Annotated in this window: 19 protein-coding genes; 7 read left to right on the forward strand and 12 right to left on the reverse strand. The window is 47.9% G+C overall.

Going from position 1 to position 22506, the window contains the following annotated elements:
- Positions 1 to 11 precede the first annotated feature (11 nt).
- From ribH to nrdR, 3 genes are all read right to left on the reverse strand, one after another.
- Entirely contained in the window at positions 12 to 482 is a 471-nt protein-coding gene (gene ribH / locus U0008_RS16165) for a 6,7-dimethyl-8-ribityllumazine synthase (RefSeq protein ID WP_025800027.1), read from the reverse strand.
- 170 nt (positions 483 to 652) lie between these two features.
- Positions 653 to 1777 (reverse strand): bifunctional diaminohydroxyphosphoribosylaminopyrimidine deaminase/5-amino-6-(5-phosphoribosylamino)uracil reductase RibD, encoded by a 1125-nt coding sequence (ribD, locus tag U0008_RS16170; protein WP_043495034.1) that lies wholly within the window; start codon positions 1775 to 1777, stop codon positions 653 to 655.
- A 59-nt stretch (positions 1778 to 1836) separates the two neighbouring features.
- The gene (gene nrdR, locus U0008_RS16175) at positions 1837 to 2286 is read right to left on the reverse strand and encodes a transcriptional regulator NrdR (RefSeq protein ID WP_004096754.1); all 450 of its coding nucleotides are present in this window, start codon (positions 2284 to 2286) and stop codon (positions 1837 to 1839) included.
- Positions 2287 to 2638: 352 nt separating this feature from the next.
- Here nrdR and U0008_RS16180 point away from each other — a divergent pair, with 352 nt between their 5' ends.
- A complete protein-coding gene (locus tag U0008_RS16180; RefSeq protein WP_025800031.1) occupies positions 2639 to 3172 on the forward strand; it encodes a DUF3251 domain-containing protein in 534 nt (177 codons plus the stop codon).
- Positions 3173 to 3254: 82 nt separating this feature from the next.
- On the opposite strand, the gene secF is transcribed toward U0008_RS16180, so the two are convergent.
- From secF to queA, 5 genes are all read right to left on the reverse strand, one after another.
- Entirely contained in the window at positions 3255 to 4226 is a 972-nt protein-coding gene (secF, locus tag U0008_RS16185; protein WP_043495035.1) for a protein translocase subunit SecF, read from the reverse strand.
- A 10-nt stretch (positions 4227 to 4236) separates the two neighbouring features.
- A complete protein-coding gene (gene secD / locus U0008_RS16190) occupies positions 4237 to 6093 on the reverse strand; it encodes a protein translocase subunit SecD (RefSeq protein ID WP_071842638.1) in 1857 nt (618 codons plus the stop codon).
- Between the two features lie 27 nt (positions 6094 to 6120).
- Positions 6121 to 6453 carry a preprotein translocase subunit YajC gene (gene yajC / locus U0008_RS16195; RefSeq protein ID WP_004096758.1) on the reverse strand — a complete coding sequence of 111 codons (333 nt, stop codon included), beginning with the start codon at positions 6451 to 6453 and terminating at the stop codon, positions 6121 to 6123.
- A gap of 101 nt (positions 6454 to 6554) precedes the next feature.
- On the reverse strand, positions 6555 to 7682 hold the full coding sequence (gene tgt / locus U0008_RS16200) for a tRNA guanosine(34) transglycosylase Tgt (protein ID WP_025800036.1): 1128 nt from the start codon (positions 7680 to 7682) through the stop codon (positions 6555 to 6557).
- A 155-nt stretch (positions 7683 to 7837) separates the two neighbouring features.
- Positions 7838 to 8911 (reverse strand): tRNA preQ1(34) S-adenosylmethionine ribosyltransferase-isomerase QueA, encoded by a 1074-nt coding sequence (queA, locus tag U0008_RS16205; RefSeq protein ID WP_043495037.1) that lies wholly within the window; start codon positions 8909 to 8911, stop codon positions 7838 to 7840.
- Between the two features lie 187 nt (positions 8912 to 9098).
- On the opposite strand from queA, the gene U0008_RS16210 reads away from it, so the two are divergent.
- Together U0008_RS16210 and U0008_RS16215 are read left to right on the forward strand one after the other, a co-directional pair.
- Positions 9099 to 9680 carry an ACP phosphodiesterase gene (locus U0008_RS16210; protein WP_025800040.1) on the forward strand — a complete coding sequence of 194 codons (582 nt, stop codon included), beginning with the start codon at positions 9099 to 9101 and terminating at the stop codon, positions 9678 to 9680.
- A gap of 222 nt (positions 9681 to 9902) precedes the next feature.
- A complete protein-coding gene (locus tag U0008_RS16215) occupies positions 9903 to 10505 on the forward strand; it encodes a peroxiredoxin C (protein ID WP_004847724.1) in 603 nt (200 codons plus the stop codon).
- 61 nt (positions 10506 to 10566) lie between these two features.
- On the opposite strand, the gene malZ is transcribed toward U0008_RS16215, so the two are convergent.
- The gene (gene malZ / locus U0008_RS16220) at positions 10567 to 12396 is read right to left on the reverse strand and encodes a maltodextrin glucosidase (RefSeq protein WP_043495040.1); all 1830 of its coding nucleotides are present in this window, start codon (positions 12394 to 12396) and stop codon (positions 10567 to 10569) included.
- A gap of 217 nt (positions 12397 to 12613) precedes the next feature.
- On the opposite strand from malZ, the gene U0008_RS16225 reads away from it, so the two are divergent.
- Both U0008_RS16225 and U0008_RS16230 read left to right on the forward strand, forming a co-directional pair.
- Positions 12614 to 13864 (forward strand): mechanosensitive ion channel family protein, encoded by a 1251-nt coding sequence (locus U0008_RS16225; RefSeq protein WP_025800050.1) that lies wholly within the window; start codon positions 12614 to 12616, stop codon positions 13862 to 13864.
- Positions 13865 to 14066: 202 nt separating this feature from the next.
- On the forward strand, positions 14067 to 14309 hold the full coding sequence (locus tag U0008_RS16230; protein ID WP_043495042.1) for a hypothetical protein: 243 nt from the start codon (positions 14067 to 14069) through the stop codon (positions 14307 to 14309).
- 73 nt (positions 14310 to 14382) lie between these two features.
- On the opposite strand, the gene proY is transcribed toward U0008_RS16230, so the two are convergent.
- The 3 genes from proY to U0008_RS16245 all read right to left on the reverse strand — a co-directional run bounded on the left by proY (position 14383) and on the right by U0008_RS16245 (position 20088).
- Complete coding sequence (proY, locus tag U0008_RS16235; protein ID WP_043495043.1) at positions 14383 to 15777, reverse strand: proline-specific permease ProY; 1395 nt, start codon at positions 15775 to 15777, stop codon at positions 14383 to 14385.
- 145 nt (positions 15778 to 15922) lie between these two features.
- Complete coding sequence (brnQ, locus tag U0008_RS16240; protein WP_040044325.1) at positions 15923 to 17242, reverse strand: branched-chain amino acid transport system II carrier protein; 1320 nt, start codon at positions 17240 to 17242, stop codon at positions 15923 to 15925.
- Between the two features lie 641 nt (positions 17243 to 17883).
- A complete protein-coding gene (locus U0008_RS16245; RefSeq protein WP_043495045.1) occupies positions 17884 to 20088 on the reverse strand; it encodes a sensor domain-containing phosphodiesterase in 2205 nt (734 codons plus the stop codon).
- A gap of 544 nt (positions 20089 to 20632) precedes the next feature.
- On the opposite strand from U0008_RS16245, the gene U0008_RS16250 reads away from it, so the two are divergent.
- Both U0008_RS16250 and mgtE read left to right on the forward strand, forming a co-directional pair.
- Entirely contained in the window at positions 20633 to 20857 is a 225-nt protein-coding gene (locus U0008_RS16250) for a YfgG family protein (protein WP_043495048.1), read from the forward strand.
- A gap of 82 nt (positions 20858 to 20939) precedes the next feature.
- Entirely contained in the window at positions 20940 to 22376 is a 1437-nt protein-coding gene (mgtE, locus tag U0008_RS16255) for a magnesium transporter (protein WP_043495051.1), read from the forward strand.
- Positions 22377 to 22506: the final 130 nt, after the last annotated feature.

Raw genomic sequence — 22506 nt, forward strand, 5'->3', positions numbered from 1 at the left:
CTTACTAAAAATCAGGCTTTAATTGCTTTAAGAACATTGATCATTTCGAGAGCGGTCAGGGCAGCTTCTGCACCTTTATTACCCGCTTTAGTCCCAGCACGTTCAATGGCTTGTTCGATACTTTCGGTAGTCAGTACACCAAATGCGACAGGTACAACGCTGTTCATAGCTACACTTGCCAGACCAGAGCTGCATTCTCCTGCAACAAATTCAAAGTGGGCAGTACCGCCACGGATTACGGTTCCCAAAGCGACAACCGCATCATAGCGGTTAGTGTCGGTCAGTGCGCGAACGGCCAATGGCAGTTCATAGGCGCCTGGAACCCAAACTACAGTGATATTGTCATCAGAAACCTGGCCAATACGTTTCAGGGCATCAATTGCGCCTTCCAGCAAGCTGTCGTTAATGAAATTGTTAAAACGCGCAATAGCGATAGCAACACGAGCCTGTGGAGCAGCAACAACGCCTTCAATCGTTTTCATACAGTTTCCTTAAAATCTTTATGTTCAATACCCCTATCTCTCTTCTAGAGCTAATAGGGGGGCGGATTCTACCACATTCTTTCGTCCCCTGCTCAGGTGCATTTCGCTAACTTGGTCAGGTGATGAGATGAAACAAAAATAAAGCAGCAAAAACAACGCTCAGAGCATGATTAGTACGCGTTACGTAACACTACACGTAAATCAGGGCCTACGGGCATCACTTCGCTAAATACAAACTGAGGCGCGTCTGCGAGCTCAGTCAAGCCGGGCAATACACATAAACCGCGGGCGCTGTCGCCCAGCAGTTTTGGTGCAATATAAACAATCAGCTCATCGACTAAACCAGCCTGCAACATAGCTCCCGCCAAGGATGCCCCCGCCTCCACCCATACGGAGTTAATCTGCTGTTTGCCCAGTTGCATCATTAACACAACCAGATCCAGCCCTTGGCCGTACTGTGGAATAGAAAGTTGTTTAACGCCTTCTGGCCACACCTGTTCATCAGGATGAATTCTTGCCAGCAACGTTTCGCCCGGCTGCGAGACAATTTTATGTGCTGGCGTAACGCGGTTTTGGCTATCAACAATAACGCGTAGCGGTTGGCGAAGACGTTCTTTCGGATAGGCCTGCTGGGTCGTTACATCTAATTCATCCCAGCGCACCGTGAGTGAAGGATCGTCAGCCAGTACCGTAGCGCTGGAACTCAATATTGCAGAACTTTGGGCGCGGTATCGCTGCACGTCCTGTCGTGCTTCAACTGACGTGATCCACTTGCTTTCGCCAGATGCCATCGCCGTTTTTCCATCTAATGATGCCGCCATCTTCAGTTGGACGAATGGGAACCCCGTACGCATGCGTTTGAGAAAACCACGATTGACAGCTTCAGCTTCATTCATCATCAGACCGTGACTGACATCAATACCGGCTTGTTGCAGCTTGAATAGACCGCGTCCTGCGACGTTGGGATTAGGGTCCTGCATTGCAGCAACCACTCGGCTAACGCCAGCAGCAACTAAAGCATCAGCACAAGGTGGTGTGCGTCCATGGTGGCTACAGGGTTCAAGGGTTACGTAGGCCGTTGCGCCACGTGCTTTATCTCCTGCCATACGTAGCGCATGAACCTCTGCGTGAGGCTCACCGGCGCGCAGGTGATAACCTTCCCCCACAATCTCATTGTTCAGAACGATAACGCAGCCGACATTGGGGTTTGGCGTGGTGGTAAAACGCCCACGGCGTGCTAGCTCAAAGGCTCTCGCCATGTAAAATTCATCGCCACGCTGCTGATCTTGCTGCATAAATATCGTCCAAAAATGAAATAAAACGCTAAGCTGGTACTTTCAGATACTGAGATAGCCTAGTCCTGTAGTTTCGCGATCTCTTCGCCAAACTCTCGGATGTCTTCAAAGCTACGGTATACGGAAGCAAAGCGAATGTAGGCGACTTTATCGAGTTTTTTCAGCGCATCCATAACGAGGTTACCCACCATTTTGGTAGGAACTTCGCGCTCACCGGTGGCACGTAACTGAGATTTAATATGACTGATCGCCATTTCAACGTCATCTGAGTTTACAGGGCGTTTTTCTAATGCTTTTAAGATGCCACTGCGTAACTTATCTTCGTTAAACGGTTCTCGAACGTCATTACTTTTGATGACGCGTGGCATCACCAGCTCAGCAACCTCAAAGGTCGTGAAACGTTCATTACAAACCAGACACTGGCGACGGCGGCGCACTTGAGTACCATCACCAACCAAGCGAGAATCAATGACTTTGGTATCAACGGCGGAACAAAATGGGCAATGCATAGCTCTTCCTGAAAGGCCTGAGATAGCACTAGTGTACCCCGAAGTGACATAACAACAAAAGGAAGTCAGTTTACCAATTATGCGGTAAATGACACATTTCCATTGAACATTGACCAATGAGAGCTATTTTCTGCGTTTTCTCCACGATTTACTTCAGCGCGCATCATTCTAGCGTTTCAAACAAGTGAATCCTGAGGCTCTTACTCAAGTAAGCGAGTGCGCCCAACAAAAATACAGCTTCAAGTATGATGGGTATATACTTATTGATATCGGAAACAAAGCAATTAGCATGTGACATTCAGAGCAAAGGCGATTAATCTTTTATCTATGTCCATAATAAATCGAGCGATCTATGTCTATATTCCGCCCTTTATTCGTGCTTGCCCCCTTGGCATTGATGCTAACGGCATGCGCTTCTGATCCTAAAACTGAAGCTCTTCAGTCTGAAGTTCAGGAGCTGACACAAAAAGTCCAGAAACTGAGCACTGAAGCTGAGTATTTGGAGCGTCAGAAAGCGATGAACGAAAATAACGAACAGCGTATTTACCTGATCCCTGCGGCCAATAGTGACGCATTGGGAATTACCAGTTTGGGTCAACTGCGCATCCTAATCAGCCACCTTGAACCTGAAGCGGACGGTAGCAAAGCCGTGCTGCAGATCAAAACGGCCAATGGTTCGATTTTGCCTAGTTTCACCGGTTCTCTGGAGTGGGGTACGTTAAATCAGGCCACGCTGGAACCTGACCAAAGCAGTATTCTGTCGCAAAATATAAGCTTCACAAGCCCTGCGACGCCGACCAATGTTACCAGCATGGAAGTCCGCTTTAGCGATATCGCACCGGAAAACCTTGGTTTCATTCGCTTGAGTGGCTTAGAACGTCAATAGTTTTACGCTGATAAGTAACCATAAAAAAAACCCCGCCGAAGCGGGGTTTTTTATCACTGTAACCAACGTTATTTCACGGTTATTACGGCAGAATTGACGGCTGATCCGCCCCTTCTTTTTCTACCTTCTGCTGCAACATGTGTTCACGCTTCATGCCAAGTTTCAGCGCCAGCGCGGATGCGACATAGATGGAAGAAGCCGTACCGATAGAAACACCAATCAGCATGGTCAGCGAGAAGCCCTTCAACATCGGTCCACCAAATAAATACAGCATCAGGATAACCATCAAGGTGGTGCCTGAAGTGATCAATGTACGATGCAACGTTTGTGTCAGAGACACGTTGAAGATTTCGTAAGGTGTTCCGCGGCGGATCTTACGGAAGTTCTCACGGATACGGTCGGAGACCACGATACTATCGTTAAGTGAGTAGCCGATAACCGACATCAGTGACGCGACGATGGTTAAATCGATCTCAATATGGAATAACGACAATACGCCCAAGGTGATGATCACATCATGCAGCAATGAAATAACCACCCCAGCAGCCAAACGCCATTCGAATCGAACGCCAACGTAAATCAAAATGGCCAGCAACGCGACTAACAGCGCCATCGCGCCGTGCTGTGCCAAATCTTCACCAACGCTCGGCCCAACAAACTCAATACGCTTTACCGCTGCATTCTGGCTAGTGGCCTCGTTAATCACGCCAATGACTTTGCTGCCTAACGCTTCACCGCTCGCTGCGCTTGACGTTGGAGGCATGCGCACCACGATGTCACGACTGCTACCAAAATTCTGTAACAGCGGATCAACGAAACCTGCTTTCTGCAGCGCATCACGCATCATGTCCATATCCGCTGGTTTTTCCAGCGAAACTTCGATGACGGTACCACCGGTAAAATCGAGCCCTAAGTTGAACTTATTCACGCAAATAATTGCGATAGAAAGGATCAACAGAAAGCCAGAAATACCGAACGCCCAGTAGTCCCAGCGCATAAAGTCATAGACTTTACGCCCGTAGTTTAATTGCTCAACACTATATTCCTGTGCCACAACGCACTCCTCAGATAGACAGCTTGTTGATGCGCTTGCCGCCGTACAGTAGGTTTACGATGGCACGAGTACCGATGATTGCGGTAAACATTGACGTCGCCACACCAATACCGGTCGTGATCGCAAAGCCTTTAATTGCCCCGGTGCCAACGGCATACAGGATGATGACCTTGATAAGCGTCGTAACGTTAGCATCAAAAATGGAGCTGAATGCGCCTTGATAACCTTCATTGATCGCCTGTTGTACTGAACGTCCGTTACTAAGCTCTTCTTTAATACGTTCGTTTATCAGTACGTTGGCATCGACTGCTACCGCAAGGGTTAACACAATCCCCGCAATACCCGGCATGGTCAGAGTCGCCCCCGGTAGCAGGGACATAATCCCTACGATGAGCACGAGGTTAGCCAGCAGCGCCGAAGTCGCAATCAGACCAAACTTCTTATAGAAGAACAGCATGAACAGGATTGAGACAATCAAGCCAGCCAAGCACGCTTCCAGACCCTGAGTGATATTCTGAGCCCCCAGAGTCGGACCAATCGTACGTTCTTCAACAATCTGAATTGGCGCAATCAACGCACCCGCACGCAGCAGCAACGAAAGCTGGCGAGCTTCATTCGGGTTATCGATGCCGGTAATACGGAAGCTATTACCCAAACGAGACTGAATGGTCGCAACGTTAATCACTTCTTCTTGCTTAGCCAGAATTGATTTGCCGCCCGCATCTTTCTTACCGCTGTCTTTGTATTCAACGAACAGGGTTGCCATCGGTTTACCGATGTTATCCTTCGTGAAGTTAGACATTGCGCTACCACCGGCGCTGTCGAGCGAGATATTAACCTGAGGGCGGTTAAATTCGTCTTGGCTCGAGGTAGAATCGGTAATATGGTCGCCGGTCAGGATGACGCGCTTATACATCACGATAGGACGCCCATCTCGTGTGTATTTAACTTCAGAATCGCCCGGTACACGTCCATTGGCAGCAGCGGTGCTGTCAGCATTCGAGTTCACCAAACGGAACTCCAAGGTCGCAGTTGCCCCCAGAATTTCTTTTGCACGTGCCGTATCTTGGATACCCGGCAACTCAACCACAATGCGATCTGAACCTTGGCGCTGAACAAGTGGCTCGGCAACACCTAGCTGGTTTACACGGTTACGTAGGATATTGATGTTCTGCTGAACAGCATATTCACGCGCTTCTTGCAGACGCTGATCGGTCATTACCGCTTTCAGACCATTATCGCCAACCTTGCTAAAGACGAGATTATTAAGGTAACGAGGCGATAGATAGCTGCTCGCTTTATCACGAGTTTCAGCATCACGGAATGTAATCAGAACACCATAGGAGGAGCCGTCAGTTTTACGGATCGTTGAGTATGGAATGCCCTTTTCACGCAAATCACTGCGCAGCATATCCATACTTTGCTCTTGCAATTTGCTCAGAGCAGTTTCCATATCAACCTGCATCAGGAAATGCACACCGCCGCGCAGATCCAGACCTAATTTCATCGGTTCTGCGCCAATGGCTTCTAACCATCTCGGCGTTGCCGGAGCAAGGTTCAATGCAATAACGTATTTGTCGCCCAGCATATCCATCAGCACTTCACGTGCCCGAAGCTGAACGTCAGTATCTTTGAAGCGTGCCAAAATGGCACCATTTTCCAGCGCAATAGACTTGCTGGCGATGTGCTGTTTTTCAAGCTCATCACGGACTTGGACCAGTGTTGTTTCACTGGCGGCGACACCGCGCGCGCCAGTGATCTGAACAGCCGGATCCTCGCCATAAAGGTTAGGAAGTGCGTAAAGCAGACCAACGGCAAGCGCCACGATCAGCATGATGTACTTCCACAAAGGATAACGGTTTAACACGGCAGTTCCCTTAGGGAAAATCAAAAATTACAGCGCTTTCATCGTACCTTTCGGCAGAACAGCGGTCACGAAATCACGTTTGATGATAACTTCGGTGGTATCGTTCAGAGCAATAGCAATGTAACCCGTCTCAGCAACTTTCGTTACGCGACCGATCAAACCACCGTTGGTCAGAACTTCATCACCCTTGCTGATGGCATCCATCAGTTTTTTATGTTCTTTTGCACGTTTCTGCTGTGGACGCAGGATCATGAAATAGAAAATCAGGCCGAACACTACCAGCATGATAACCAAAGAGTACGGGCTGCCCTGAGCCGGTGCCCCAGCAGATGCCACAGCGTCGGAAATGAATAAACTCATCTAAATATCCCTCATTATTAACTACAGATTGAATGCAACTACAAACAGCCAGAAACAAGCCATTCTAAAAGCCGGTAGGTATCACTCCTACCGGCCTAAATTTACTTAGCGCCCACTGGCGGAACAGGCTTACCCTGTCGGCCATAAAAATCGGCCACGAACTCGTCTAATTTACCGTCTTCAATGGCCTGACGTAAACCAGCCATCAAACGCTGATAATAGCGCAAGTTGTGGATCGTGTTTAAGCGAGCACCCAGAATTTCATTACAACGATCAAGATGATGCAAATAAGCACGGCTATAGTTGCGGCAGGTGTAGCAATCACACTCTGCATCCAGCGTTGTGACGTCATCTTTATATTGGGCGTTACGGATTTTTACAATACCGTTGGTCACAAACAAATGACCATTACGCGCATTTCGTGTTGGCATCACGCAGTCGAACATATCGATTCCACGGCGCACACCCTCCACCAAATCTTCCGGTTTACCTACGCCCATCAGGTAGCGAGGCTTATCTTCCGGAATTTGCGGGCAAACATGTTCCAGAATACGGTGCATGTCTTCCTTTGGCTCGCCCACGGCCAAGCCGCCCACAGCGTAACCATCAAAGCCGATATCTACCAGCCCTTTTAGTGATACATCTCGTAAATCTTCGTAAACACCGCCCTGAATAATCCCGAACAGAGAGTTTTTATTGCCCAGTTCATCAAAGCGTTGACGGCTGCGTTTTGCCCAGCGCAGAGACATCTCCATTGAGCTCTTGGCGTAGTCCCAATCAGCAGGGTACGGTGTACACTCATCAAAGATCATAACGATATCAGAACCCAGATCGTACTGAATTTCCATCGATTTTTCAGGACTTAAGAAAATCGGTGAACCGTTGATCGGATGACGGAAGTGAACGCCTTCCTCTTTGATTTTACGCATTTTGCCTAGGCTAAATACCTGAAAACCACCTGAGTCGGTTAGGATAGGGCCTTTCCACTGCATGAAATCATGCAAATCACCGTGCAGTTTCATAATTTCCTGCCCAGGGCGTAGCCACAGGTGGAAAGTATTACCCAGCAGAATTTGTGCGCCAGTTTCTTTCACTTCTTCTGGCGTCATTCCTTTAACGGTACCGTAGGTTCCAACAGGCATAAACGCAGGTGTTTCAACCACGCCGCGATCGAAAATCAAACGACCACGACGAGCGCGACCATCTGTAGTATCTAATTCGTACTTCACTCAAAACCTCCAGCATCAGAAAAACAGTCTGATGTTGCATTCCTAATGGAAAGAAGCCCTATTCAACATACCCGTCAGAGCGGGAAGCCAAACATTATATGGGCAAAAATTGGCCCGTGCGCTGCGTCATATCAACAGCTGCACGGGCCACGAAATCACTCAGCAGAGACTTTTTCTTGCTCTGCCTGCTCACTACGGGTGATGAACATGGCATCCCCATAGCTGAAGAACCGATATTCCTTCGCCACCGCTTCGTGGTACGCATGCATAGTATTTTGATAACCCGCAAAGGCAGACACCAGCATGATCAGCGTAGATTCAGGCAAATGGAAGTTGGTTATCAGAGCATCAATCACCTGATAGTGATAGCCCGGATAGATAAAGATTTGCGTGTCATCAAAAAATGGCGCGATGAGTGCGTCTTTTGCCGCCGCTGCCGCACTTTCGATCGAGCGAACCGACGTTGTTCCTACCGCAATAACACGATTACCACGAGCTTTGCACGCCAGTACAGCATCAACCACATCCTGCGGCACTTCGGCATACTCAGAATGCATGGTGTGGTTTTCGATGGTATCAACACGCACTGGCTGGAAAGTTCCCGCGCCAACATGCAGTGTCACAAAGGCCATCTCAACGCCTTTGGCACGTAACTTTTCCAGCAATGGCTCATCAAAGTGCAGACCCGCAGTCGGCGCAGCAACTGCACCAGGACGGGAGCTATAGACCGTTTGATACAGTTCACGGTCAGCATCTTCGTCAGGACGGTCGATATAAGGCGGTAATGGCATATGACCCGCCGCATTCAGGATCGTCAATACATCACGACCGTCGTCAAAGCGCAGTTCAAATAACGTGTCATGGCGTGCAACCATGGTGACGCGAATATCTTCGTTATCACCCAGCAACAGCTCAGCCCCCGGCTTAGGTGATTTCGAAGCGCGCACATGCGCTAATACGCGGGTATCATCCAACACGCGCTCAACCAACACTTCTAGCTTGCCACCGCTGGCTTTACGGCCAAACAGACGAGCGGGAATAACGCGAGTGTTATTGAAAATCAGCAGATCGCCTGCTTCGATTTTATCCAAAACATCAGTGAAAACGCCGTGCTCTAATTTTCCCGTTGGCCCGTCCAGCGATAACAAACGGCATGCGCTGCGCTCGGCTTGTGGATAGCGAGCAATAAGGTTATCGGGAAGTTCAAACGAAAAATCAGAAACACGCATGGTTAGTATTCACTCTATATATAGCAGACGTAGGAGCACGCAAAAAACAGGCCGCTTAGTCTAGAGCCGCAAGCGTTCGGCTGCAACTGTTAAGCGGTTAAGGATGTTATTAGTCTTCGTTAATAGGAATTAGTGACCATACAAAAAGCATGGATTAAACATCTACATTCTCATTTATAATGATTAAATGAACTTTCTCGCACACCTCCATCTTGCCTCATTAGCCAACAGTTCACTGTATGGCAATATTCTGGCCGACTTTGTCCGCGGTAATCCGCAAGGAAATTATTCAGATAAGGTTATCGACGGCATATTCATGCATCGCAGAGTTGATGTCATGACCGATCGCCTCCCGCAAGTCTTGGAGGCAAAACGCTTCTTCCGTGAAGAGTTTCGCCGCGTTGCCCCCATTACCCTTGATGTTGTATGGGATCATTTTCTCGCGCTGCACTGGCAAGAACTGGAGCCTGCAATCTCTCTGCAAGCGTTCGTCAACCGCGCTCAAATTGAAATTGTGCCAATGCTGCCAGATTCCCCTGAGCGTTTTCAGAACCTCAATGCCTATATGTGGCAAGAACGCTGGCTAGAACGCTACGCTGAACTGCCATTTATTGCCAAAGTGTTACAAGGTATGGCAAATCGCAGGCCGAAACTCGGTGCGCTGGCGGGCTCTTTTATCGACATCGAAAATAACTACACGCTTCTTGAACAAACATTTTGGCAGTTTTATCCGCAAATGATCGCCCAAGCCAAGGCAAAGACCCTATAAACACTGACGCTGTTAACAGTTAGTGCGTTTCCCTATTGCCCTTTTTTACAAAAGCGCTATGTTATATACCAATCTTTACTTTTACCCTTTTGCATTATTGATAGGTAAAAGCTATCTTATCAATCGGCGCTTTACGCTTTATTCACCAACGTTTAATACGTATAGTGACTCCCGACCTAAGAATTTAATCATCCATCCAACATACAATTAACAGGAGTTAATATGGTCCTGGTTACTCGTCAAGCCCCTGACTTTACTGCCGCTGCCGTACTGGGCAACGGTGAAATCGTTGAAAACTTCAACTTCAAAGAATTTACTAAAGGCAAACCAGCGGTTGTCTTCTTCTGGCCAATGGACTTCACTTTCGTATGTCCTTCTGAGCTGATTGCTTTTGACCACCGTTACAAAGAATTCAAATCCCGTGGCGTTGAAGTTGTTGGCGTTTCAATGGACTCTGAATTCGTTCATAACGCATGGCGTAAAACCCCTGTCGACAATGGCGGCATCGGTGAAGTTCAGTACCCACTGGTTGCTGACATCAAACACGAAATCATGCAGGCATACGGCATTGAGCACCCAGAAGCAGGCGTTGCGCTGCGCGGTTCATTCCTGATCGACAAAGAAGGTGTGGTTCGCCACCAGGTTGTTAACGACCTGCCTCTGGGCCGTAACATCGATGAAATGCTGCGTATGGTTGATGCGCTGCAGTTCCATGAAGAGCACGGTGATGTTTGCCCAGCTCAGTGGGAAAAAGGCCAAGAAGGTATGGGCGCTTCTCCAGACGGCGTCGCTAAATACCTGTCTGAAAACGCTGCTAAACTGTAATTCAGTTAGCAATGTGAGAAAAGCGGCCAATTGGCCGCTTTTTTATTACCTAAAGATTGTATTAGGCTGCCGCCCATCGCCACACGGTTGCACTTTCGGGAGGCAAAGCCAGTTCGATATAATCGGCCTCTCGAACCAATTTCCCCTCACCGTTGGCTTTTTCCCAACTGCCAGCCGGAATGATTGGCGAATGAGGTAAAACACAGAGTCCTTCCCCCTCTCGTTGCAGCGCAATGAGTAGTATTTCATCTTCATACTGACGAACAAATACCAGCGTATCAGCGCGTGCATGAACCACCATGCATCCACCGCGCCGTAATGCGCTGCTTTGGTGTCTTAAGGTGGTCATCCGCTGAGTTAACGCCAATAAATCACCGTCCCAGCGTGATTCATCCCATGGGAATGGTTTGCGACAAAACGGATCGTTGCCGCCATCAAGGCCAATTTCATCACCATAATAGAGACACGGCACGCCAATCCAAGTGAAAAGCCAAACCAGCGCCATACGCATACGCTGTGGCTTATCGGCCAATAACGTTAAAAAGCGTGCGGTATCATGGCTATCTAGTTGATTGAACATATCCAACTGTTGAGTGTGCGATAAGCCCGCTCGGTAGCCGTTCATCCACTCGGCACACTGCTGAGCATCAAGATGGATCGGCTGATAAGCCACATCTACACCGGCTAAAAACGAACGCACCGGCAGGGCAAACCCCATATAATTCATTGCGCCATCTTCCACACCGGCTTGCAGCCAACGCCGCGCATCACCAAAGTGCTCACCAAACACATAAGCCTGAGGGTTTTCATTTTTCACCGCACGATACATCCCAGCAAGATGATGTAAATTACCCCGTGCAGTCCCTCCTTCCCCCAGCATATGTACCACATCAAGCCTCCAACCATCGATTTGATATGGCTCTCTCAGCCAGTGCCGCAGCACACTATCGTCCGCCTGATACACGCTATCCACCACAGCCTGACTCGAAAAATCGAGCTTAGGTAAGGTTGAGTTTCCTTTCCAATCAAGCACACGCCCATCAGCGGTAAACGTGAAACGCAGACGATGGGGGGAGGCAGGATCGTAAAATGCGCCTTCCGTTCGTTGCTGATAACGATCAAACCACGGATGAGTGTCACCCGTGTGGTTAAACACGCCATCAAGGATCAGGCGCATGCCCAACTTTTGCGTTTCCTCACGTAGGCGCACTAAAGCGTCATTACCGCCAAGATAGGGATCGACCTGATAATAATCCTCAGTGTCATATTTATGGTTGCTGGGGGCGGTAAAGATCGGATTAAGATACAGAGCCGTAACGCCAATTCCCTGTAGATAAGGTAAACGTTCAACAATACCGTCCAAATCACCACCGTAAAAAGTGGAAGAGGCATTTTCTTCTGTTAACGGTTCGTCCCATTCTTTACGTATCACCTTGCGTTGCACCGCATAGTGATAGTAGCTGTCATTTTTTATCGTATGATCCTGCCCGCTTGCCGAGAAACGATCGGGGAAGATCTGATAAAAAACCTGATCGGCAACCCACTCCGGCGAATGAGTTGGGATCTCTATCGCAAATTGCTCCACCTGCGCAGGGGGAACGACGCTGAACCCCAGTGGCCCAAACCATTGCTGCCGGTCGTTCCAGAGAAATTTAAAACAGTAGCGACGCACGGCCTCACCAGCCAACAGCGTGAGATCCGCCTGATAGCAGGTAAAACTGCCCTGTTTTTCCGGCTGCATCGTCAGCAACCACTCCTCATTATCGGGCTCACATCTCAACATAACCTGCTGCGGTAGCTCATCGTCTCCCTGCACCAAAAGACGAATCTCAAGATGCTCTGCGTGATAACGTACATACGGTGGTACCGGTAGATGCCAGGCAAACAACATAAAATTCTCCCCCACGAATTATTAACGCTGAGCATGCCACGTTGCCGTTCTGTCTCACTCCTCTATAACTGTTTTTTGTAGGGATGAGCGGGGGGGAGGATAGCGATGATGATGTTTATATTGGTGCTTTGTTTCGCTTTTGGTTGACTGAAAACGCCAAGTCGTTAGCCTATGTCAGCTTATTGCGTCAAATTATTTGAAAGAAAAGGGAAGCTCAATGCACAACACACTGAGACGATGGCTTGAACAATATGGAATCGAGTTCACACATGTGACTTCGCTTATTCTTGTTATTGGCCTCATTATGGTGACCGCGGTCATCATTCATCTGCTTTTGCATCGGGTGCTACTTTCTCGCTTAGAAAAGCGCGGTCAACACAGCAAAATGCTATGGCTGAAAGTGATCACCCAGCATAAGCTTTTTCATCGCGTAGCCTTTACGTTACAAGGCGTTATCGTCAATATTCAAGCGGTGCTCTGGTTACATCCCGGCACTGACGCGGGCGATGCCCTGATTATCTGCGCACAAATGTGGGTGATGCTGTACGCACTGCTCTCATTCTTTTCACTGCTGGATACCCTGCTCGATCTCACGCGCAGCATGTCGATTGCAGAGCAATTGCCTTTACGCGGTATCTTCCAAAGCCTGAAACTTGTTGCAGCAATCATCATTGGTATTTTGATGATTTCACTGCTGATAGGACAGTCACCGCTGCTGCTAATTAGCGGCCTGGGTGCCATGGCTGCGGTGCTCATGCTCGTGTTTAAAGACCCAATTTTAGGTTTAGTTGCGGGCATTCAACTCTCAGCAAACAACATGCTTAAATTGGGTGACTGGCTGGAAATGGCCAAATATGGCGCGAACGGTACCGTTGTTGACGTTGGTCTGACGACGGTCAAAGTACGCAACTTTGACAATACCATCACCATGATCCCAACCTATGCGCTGGTCTCTGACTCTTTTATCAACTGGCGTGCCATGTCAGAGTCTGGTGGACGTCGAATCAAGCGCAGTTTGAATATTGATACCACCAGCGTTCACTTTATGTCAGATGAAGAGCATCAACGGCTGATGAAAAGTGCGCTGTTGGCACCTTATATCGATGCCAAAACCCAAGAGATCAAAACCTATAACAACGGGTTGCATGCCGATCTCAGCTCACCGCTAAACGGTCGACGGATGACAAATTTAGGCACCTTCCGCGCCTATTTGATTGCCTATTTGAATGCGCACCCGCAGATCCGCAAAGACATGACGCTCATGGTTCGCCAGCTTGCGCCAACGTCTGACGGTTTGCCTCTGGAAATCTACGCCTTCACCAATACAACGGTGTGGGCGCAGTATGAAAGCATTCAGGCCGATATTTTTGATCACACCTTCGCGATTATTTCCGAGTTCGGGCTGCGCGTGCATCAAACCCCGACCGGCAATGACATGCGAGCAATAGGCCATACGCAGCTAAACTAAGATTCACACATCCCTTACCTTCAGCTGACATTTCCTCACAGAATTGTTTCTGAAGGTAAGGGAACGATGTCAAACATGGCCAAAAATGTCTGCCCCCTTCCCTTCCAATCAAAACCTGTTATCAATAGCACTCCATTTATTCAAGTCAACGGAGGGGAAATTGTTCAGTACATTTTGCCTTAGCAAGCTAAGGGCACATCTGATGCCATTTTTGTCTGCGCTGATCCTGATGACCAGTCTGCACTCTGCCGATGTCGATATCAGTAAACTCGCCAGCCAAAATATTCAAAGCTACTCTCAACTCACTAGCGATTTACATGACGTTCGTGAAGCCCTAATTCTCAGCGTGCGCGAGTCTCGACGAGAAGAGCGCGATGAAGAGCACCATGAAGTCTCAGCACCAACAACAAATGCAGAATCAGGCAGAAATATCCGTTTAGGTTGATATGACTTCGACATCGGTTACGCCATAAAAAACGGAGCCATTTGGCTCCGTTTTTATTTAGGCAATATTCGGCTTAATTAGCGATGTGTTTTTCTTTGTCATGCGATGCTGCCTTAGCTGACTTCTTCACAAAACAATAGCCCGCCAGCAACACCACAACCCAAACCAGTCCGGCATAAAGCGATACGCGAGTATCTGGGAAATAGCCAATCAGACCAATAATAAACACGAGGAAAATAATACCGATAACCGAGGTGAATATTCCACCACGTAACGGGAACTCCAGCGCTTTAACCTGCTCTGCGCTTAGGCTGCGGCGGAACGCAATCTGAGAGAAAAGGATCATAATCCATACCCAGACGGTAGCAAACGTCGCCAGCGAAGCAATCACCAAGAAGACATTTTCAGGCATGATGTAGTTTAGATACACCGCAATCAGCAGGGCTAAAACCATCACCAATACCGTTACCCACGGAATACCACGACGTGAAACCTTAGAGAAAATCTTCGGAGCATGACCTTGCTGAGCCATACCATGCAGCATTCGCCCCACGCCAAACACATCGCTATTGATCGCGGACAGCGATGCTGTAATCACCACGAAGTTCAAAATCCCGGCTGCTACGGTGATCCCCAAATGCTGGAACGTCAGCACAAACGGACTTCCCTGCGTGCCCACCTGATTCCACGGGTAGATCGACATAATCACAAACAGCGTGCCCACATAGAACACAAGAATTCGCAGCGGCACCGAGTTGATGGCTTTAGGAATCGACACTTTTGGATTTTCAGCTTCACCCGCGGTGATACCGATAATTTCTATCCCGCCATAGGCAAACATCACCAACTGCAGTGAGAAGATCATCCCTATAAAGCCGTTACTGAAGAATCCGCCGTTGCTCCACAAGTTGTGGATCCCGGTAGGTTGGCCGCCGTTTCCAATTCCCCAGAAGATGATACCAATACCCGCTACAATCATGATGATGATAGTAGCGACCTTGAAGAAGGAGAACCAAAACTCAAGCTCGCCAAACACCTTCACGCTCATCAGATTAACCGCACCGATGATCAGCACAACGCTGAGCACCCAGATCCAATGCGGAACCGCGGGGAACCAGACGCTCATATAGATACCGAATGCGGTAACATCGGCAATCGCAACAATCAGAATTTCAAAGCAGTAGGTCCATCCGGTGATATAACCCGCCATTGGGCCCAGATAATCCTGCGCATAGCGAGAAAAAGAGCTGGCCTGAGGATTATTAACCGACATCTCACCAAGCGCACGCATGATGATAAAGGCGACAACGCCGCCGATCAGATAAGCCAGTAAAACACTCGGCCCCGCCATCTTGATGGCATCCGCGGAGCCATAAAACAGTCCAGTACCAATGGCAGAGCCTAACGCCATAAAGCGAATGTGACGCGTATTAAGCCCACGTTTCAGCTGGTTGGGTTGTTGTTGCATACAAAAATTACCCGTTAGTACCTGTCAAAAAAAACACGGGCGTTATACGCCCGTGCTGCAAATAAACTCATATTTTTTGATTATAAATGCACGGACTTCTGAATACACTATCTAAATATGTAATGAGTTCCGTCTGGAGCCATTTTTAGTTATGCACCGCGACGTTACGCGCGCCCATGGTGCGGTCATAAATGCCCATCACAACCAGAACCGCTAATGACGGTGGTAACCATGCGAGCCCTTGGCCTGCCAGCGGCAAATGCTCTGTCCATGCAGGCATATGGGAAGACAACGCAGAGCTTTTGAGCGCATCCAAGATACCAAACACCAAGCTAATCACCATTACCGGCGAGAATACGCGCGGAGCGGAATTCCACCAGCGCAGAGTGAAGCTCAACACCACCAGCACGATACACGGTGGGTAAATCGCGGTCAGAACTGGAATGGAGATTTGAATCAAATGGCTCAGGCCCAGATTCGATACCACCATAGAGAACAGACCCAGAATAAACACCAGCGTCCGGTAGCTAAATGGTAAATACTGCGCGAAGAATTCGGCGCACGCACAGGTCAGGCCAACCGCCGTTACCATACAAGCAATGAAGATCAGCGCGGCTAAGAACAGGCTACCGATACCACCAAAGGTATGCTGAACATAGGCGTGCAAAATCACCGCACCGTTTTGCGCATCTGGCACCAACTCACCGCTGCTCGAACCCAGTTTGAACAGGCTCAGGTAAACCAGCGTTAAGCCGATACCGGCGATCAGACCTGCCCAAATAGTATAACGCGTCAGCAAACGGCTATCGCTTACACCACGGGAACGCGCCGCGTTAACGATAACGATACCAAACACCATGGCACCAAGCGTATCCATTGTCAGATAGCCATTAACGAATCCGCTGGAAAATGGTACCTGCTGATAAATTTCAATCGCTGGAACATGAGAACCGGCAGGCCACAGAACAGCAGCGATACCCAGAACGGCCAGCGCAACAATTTTCAGCGGAGCGAGGATATGCCCAACGGTATCCAGCAATTTGCCCGGGTACAGAGAAATGCCGATCACTAAGGCAAAATACACCAAGCTATAAATCAGCAATGGCGCTGCGCCGTCACCGGTCAGAGGGGCAATACCCAGTTCGAAAGAAACGGTTGCCGTACGCGGAGTCGCAAACAACGGCCCCACGGCGAGGTAGCAAACAGTTGCCAGCAGCAAACCCGCCTTACGGCCAATTGGCGTACTCAGCGCATCGATACCACCGCCGACTTTCGCCAAAGCGACAACGGTGATAACAGGCAAACCTACTGCGGTGATAAGAAAACCGATAGCCGCAATCCAGACATGCTCGCCTGACTGCAACCCTACCATCGGAGGGAAGATGATATTACCTGCGCCAACAAACAGCGCGAAGGTCATGAATCCTAATGCCAGGATATCTTTGGAAGTTAAACGATGAGTCATAATGAGATGTCGTGCTGCCTTATAACAGTTTAAAGAGTTTCAATCGAATAGTGAGCCGCGGAGAAATATCCTTACAGATGAGAGGTATGCAGACAGAAGAAAATAGCGTTTTAGGACGATCGCTTTTTTCTACGTAACTTCATAATTCACATCAACACATAAACGTCGCTCTGCCTTGATTTCATAACCCTGACTTCCCCTGAGAAAAGCCATTGGTGTGGGTTACACCACCCGACAGATGATTACTGTATAAGTTATTAGCTGACGTTATATGGCGACTACATGGATAAGTAAACACGTTCTGGCAGGTAAAAGACAAGAGCTAAATTCACTTGCGGAATCATCATCCAGAGAAAGTTGGCAGACCAGTTAATGATTTGGCATTTTAAGAGTATCACCATACATAAATTGCCCCTTAGAGTGGTGTTCTCTGCGGATGATTGTTCAAAAAGTAATCCATGCAAAGAATTTTACACTACCAACACTGAACGCAAAAAAAGAATATATATGGCCATTAAACCGTTAAACTCAGACCAATAAAATTAATATAAATCAAAAAGTTAATTTTTTAAGAAACAAAAATGGCCGTCAGAAAACACTGACGGCCATAAAACGTAGATTTCGTTGAGTTATGGTTTAACTTAGAGAGAAGCGAGAGGTTGCGGCTTTCCTAGCAGATAACCCTGAATATAATCAACACCCAGTGCTTTTAACTGAAACTTCTGTGCTTCATCTTCGACGTACTCTGCAACCACTGAAAGCTTTTTCAGACGCGCAATCTGGCACATTGCCGAGACAATCTGCTGATCGATTGGGCTATCGATCAATTCACGGACAAAGCTACCGTCAATTTTTAAGATATCCGCTTCGATATTCTTTAAACGATCATAACTGGCAAAACCAGTGCCGAAATCATCGATAGCAATTCGACATCCCATCTGACGAAGCTGCGATAGCGTTTTTGCCGTGAGCTCTTTAGGCTGTGTAATATTACTTTCTGTTATTTCGAGGATAATCTGGTAGGCCTCAACCTGATGCTGAGCCAATAAGCGGGAAATATCCTGCACCAACGTTGGTCTAGCCAGCGTTGAAGGGGTAAGGTTGATCGAGAAGCACGCAGCTGGAAGACGCTCACGGTTCAAATTAATAAATTCAAGTGCATGAGCCAGCACCCAGAAATCAACATCGTAATTCAGGCCAAATTCGGCCACGACTGGGAAGAAATCGTTGGGCATGATGATATTGCCATCTTCATCGAGCAGGCGAAGCAAAATTTCGTGATAACGGTCACCGCGAAACCCTTCAATTGGCTGAGCCATCAGCATAAACCGGTCTTTATCCAGCCCTTGCTGAATATGATGCAGCATCGCTACTTTGCTATGAATACCTTGCTGCAAACTCTGCGCATTGAGGTGAGTGGATTCCGCATTCCCCGTAATCAAAGAACGCTCAGCCATAGAGCTTAATTCACCAATCACGTTATAGATATGAGCAAACGGCTGGCGAACCGTGCAATAGCCAATACCATAGTGCAAACGCAACGGTAAACCATTCCACAATAAACGGAATAATTTCATTGCATCATTGAGGCTTTTTAGTGTTTCAGCCGCATTCCGGTTATTAAGACGCAACACCAAATCATAGCTCGGGAGCTGGTATACATCTTCGTCGGACGCCAGCACCTTTTTAATCATGCAGGCTAGCCGTTGCTTATATTCAAGCTTAAGCTGCATTCCATACGTGCGACAAAGCGTGTCAAGATTCGCTATACGCAGAAAACAAACAACCGAGCGTTCATGCTGCTGCAAATCATATTGTAGGCAACGAAGGTTAGGCAATTGAATCACGGGATCGATCATTGATGCCCGCTGAGTCTTTTCATATAGCCGACGCTGGCGCGTATTCACTGCTGCCATCAGAATAATCGTCAGCGTAAACATCACCATCATTGACATGATCAACGCAAGGCTATGAACCAAATTATTCCATTGCACAAAACCGTCATAGTTTAAAAGTAACGTGATCACCGAGGCTGACCACACCAAACTGGTGAGCTGATACCCATAGCGCATCGCGCCAAAGAGCATTAATGGCAGCAATAGGGTTAACGTATAGTCAGTATAAAAAATACTACCATCATCAGTAGCAGGAATAACCAGCACGGTTATCATCGCCACCAGCAGCAACAACCAGATCTGAATCTCCCATGCAGTGACCCCTTTAGCGAGTTCCTTACGGCAGCGATTCACAATAACGCGCAGAAAACGCGGTTTAAAAACAACACGTAAAAGGTAATAGCACGCAGGAACACCAGCGAGACAGGCAAGTACCAATGCTTGGTAGCCAATCAGTGTTCTAATGGAAAACGGAGCTGATGCGGCCATTTTTTCAACGGGTTCAAAAATGCCGAGAGCAACAATAATCTGAATCAGCATCACGAAGATAAGCGGCAAAACAACCACCATCCAAAACAGCCGCGGCAGCATGGTTTGCATGCGGCCAAAGCCACACGACCAACGCCGCCCAACGTGTTTCAGGAAACCGTACCAGCTAATACCCAGAGAAAGTATAAGCGCGGTGGCAACCAGCGCCCCCGGTAAATAGCCTATTTTATGAATATAAAGGCCGAAGGAAACAACGGCTAATGCTGGCATCACACGCCAGCTAAAAATCATTAACAGCGAAAGTGAAATCGCCATGGGTAAGAATAAAAGATAAACGACGCCATCACCCGTTACGAGATGGGGAGATGCAGAAAGGCTAAAGGGTAATAATACAAGGGTAAAAAGCAGGGGAATTCCCCACCAATAATTCAAACGATGCAGTAGATGTTGTAATTGGCTCATGGATTAGACTTCAATAGGTCCCGAGGTCACTCCTTGCTACATGTTCTAACACGGTCATTAAAGCAATTTATAAAATAGAGACCGATGAAAAAACAATGATAATGAAAAGTGGCTTCCTAATCACTCTTTTGAACTCAACCTTTGGAGTTCAGAACGTCAACCCAAGCCCATTGTATGGAAATACATCTGAGAGCGGCCTGAAATATTATGTAACGGTGCATTCTACCTTTTGATAATGATCAAAAAACACTAAATTCAATCATAAATTATGCTTAATCCAGATTTATCCTGTAAAACGCACTCAGCATTCATGACACCTAAAGGTTAAATATTGAACCAATGTTAAACCATCATTTAAAAAGCGACTAAAATGCTAGACGCTTTCAACATCGAAAATTACCCTATCAAACGTTAAGCAGCGTGATGAGATAACTCATTAATAGTATGAATTTTTTTTACCACACGATATCCTATGATTGACGCACGAGCCCGACTATGCCTAAATCAGAGGCTGATATCTCTAAAACGAGATGATTAGACAGCGATGAATATTCATAAATTAAAACGACGCACTAACGTCCACATGACCAAAATTGTATTGCTAATCAGCTTCTTTATTTTGATTGGCCGCTTAGTTTATGCTTCCTTTGGCGCGATATCCCATCATCAGGATAAAAAAGAAAACGCGACGCCAGCGCCAACGGAACAGTCTCAGCCTCTGCAAATGAATACCCCAGAATCACCGTCAACGGATAAAAAAGGGACATAACCCTAGCCGGACAGCTACTATTTAAGAGTCCAGTTCCCACCTGCAGCTTAATAATTTATAAGAAAAAGGAATTACCTTTCCGATGCCCGTCATTGCAAAAAACAGTGTCAAACAGCGCGCAGAAGATCGCTTCCGCATCCTCCAGTTATTACTCAATAATAAATCGTTATCTGAAGGGATACTTGGCAAGCTTGAAGACCCCTCGCAGCTCAACAACCCCGAACTTCTCGACCAAACAGCTGAAATAAAATCGCTGGTGAATAAACTCCCTGCGCCCGACCTGGCGGATACGCTAGAAGCACTTCCCGCAGAAGAAAGACATGCATTATGGCGTTTGGTTGGAAAAGAAAAGCGCGGCAAAACGCTGGTTGAAGCCTCCGAAAGCGTCTGGGATAGCCTGATCGACGAAATGAGTGACAAAGAGTTACTCAAGGCCCTGCAATCACTCGATATTGATGAACAGGTTTATCTCGGACAATACCTCCCCCGCAATTTGATGGGGCGTCTCTTGACGTCCATGGAGCCTGAGCAACGCGCACAGGTTCGCGAAGTTATTCGCTACGGCAAGCATACCGTTGGCGCAATCATGGACTTCGAAATCATTACCGTGCGCCCTGATATTTCTCTCGCTACCGTGCAGCGCTTCTTACGTATGCGAGGAACCATTCCGCTTAACACGGATAAACTGTTTGTCACTGACCGCACTAATCGTCTGCTCGGTGAACTGTCTTTAACCACGGTCTTGCTGAATAAACCTGAGGCGCGGGTTGGTGAGGTCATGGACAAAGACCCTGCCACTTTTGATCCTGAAGATAATGACGAAGACGCAGCGCGTACCTTTGAGCGCGATGACTTACTCAGCGCTGCCGTTATTGATGGCAAAGGCAAGCTGATGGGACGCCTCACCATCGAAGATATCGTTGATGTGGTTTATGAAGAAAGCGACACTGACTTACGCCGTATGGGTGGTTTGAGCGCCGAAGAAGACGTTTTCGCTCCCGTAACAAAAGCGGTCAAAACCCGTTGGGCATGGCTGGCCATCAACCTATGTACGGCCTTTGTGGCTTCGCGCGTCATCGGCTTATTTGAGCACACTATTTCGCAGTTGGTGGCGCTTGCAGCGCTGATGCCAATAGTGGCGGGGATCGGCGGTAACACCGGAAATCAAACTATCACCATGATCGTTCGTGCCCTAGCCTTACAGCACATTCAAGCAGGGAATGTCTCATTCCTATTACTACGCGAGCTGGGTGTGGCGCTGATTAATGGTGTGGTTTGGGGCGGCATTATGGGCATTGTCACTTTTTTGCTTTACCACAATGCAGCGATGGGTGGCGTCATGACGCTGGCAATGGTGCTAAATTTACTCATGGCGGCGTTAATGGGTGTCATTATCCCGATGACCATGATGCGTTTTGGCCGTGATCCTGCCGTGGGTTCTAGTGTGCTTATTACCGCGATCACCGACACCGGCGGATTCTTTATTTTCCTTGGTTTGGCAACCCTATTCTTGCTTTAGCTTTTGTTTCAACATCTCGCCAGATTTTAAGCTAGCGCACACGTTATTCTGTTAACTTGTGTGCTACAGCTCAATACCGAATCAGAGATAAATCAAAATTCATTTGCTATGCTAATTAATGTTGCACAAG

Source organism: Hafnia alvei (assembly GCF_034424155.1).
GTDB classification, from domain to species: Bacteria; Pseudomonadota; Gammaproteobacteria; order Enterobacterales; family Enterobacteriaceae; genus Hafnia; species Hafnia alvei.

Coding starts and splice junctions, on each gene's coding strand:
- U0008_RS16215 (WP_004847724.1), top strand. CDS start 9,903: ATGGTCCTGGTTACTCGTCAAGCCCCTGACTTTACTGCCGCTGCCGTA.
- U0008_RS16250 (WP_043495048.1), top strand. CDS start 20,633: ATGAATATTCATAAATTAAAACGACGCACTAACGTCCACATGACCAAA.
- brnQ (WP_040044325.1), bottom strand. CDS start 17,242: ATGACTCATCGTTTAACTTCCAAAGATATCCTGGCATTAGGATTCATG.
- nrdR (WP_004096754.1), bottom strand. CDS start 2,286: ATGCATTGCCCATTTTGTTCCGCCGTTGATACCAAAGTCATTGATTCT.
- U0008_RS16245 (WP_043495045.1), bottom strand. CDS start 20,088: ATGAGCCAATTACAACATCTACTGCATCGTTTGAATTATTGGTGGGGA.
- U0008_RS16225 (WP_025800050.1), top strand. CDS start 12,614: ATGCACAACACACTGAGACGATGGCTTGAACAATATGGAATCGAGTTC.
- ribH (WP_025800027.1), bottom strand. CDS start 482: ATGAAAACGATTGAAGGCGTTGTTGCTGCTCCACAGGCTCGTGTTGCT.
- U0008_RS16230 (WP_043495042.1), top strand. CDS start 14,067: ATGCCATTTTTGTCTGCGCTGATCCTGATGACCAGTCTGCACTCTGCC.
- proY (WP_043495043.1), bottom strand. CDS start 15,777: ATGCAACAACAACCCAACCAGCTGAAACGTGGGCTTAATACGCGTCAC.
- yajC (WP_004096758.1), bottom strand. CDS start 6,453: ATGAGTTTATTCATTTCCGACGCTGTGGCATCTGCTGGGGCACCGGCT.
- U0008_RS16210 (WP_025800040.1), top strand. CDS start 9,099: ATGAACTTTCTCGCACACCTCCATCTTGCCTCATTAGCCAACAGTTCA.
- malZ (WP_043495040.1), bottom strand. CDS start 12,396: ATGTTGTTTGCCTGGCATCTACCGGTACCACCGTATGTACGTTATCAC.
- ribD (WP_043495034.1), bottom strand. CDS start 1,777: ATGCAGCAAGATCAGCAGCGTGGCGATGAATTTTACATGGCGAGAGCC.
- mgtE (WP_043495051.1), top strand. CDS start 20,940: ATGCCCGTCATTGCAAAAAACAGTGTCAAACAGCGCGCAGAAGATCGC.
- queA (WP_043495037.1), bottom strand. CDS start 8,911: ATGCGTGTTTCTGATTTTTCGTTTGAACTTCCCGATAACCTTATTGCT.
- U0008_RS16180 (WP_025800031.1), top strand. CDS start 2,639: ATGTCTATATTCCGCCCTTTATTCGTGCTTGCCCCCTTGGCATTGATG.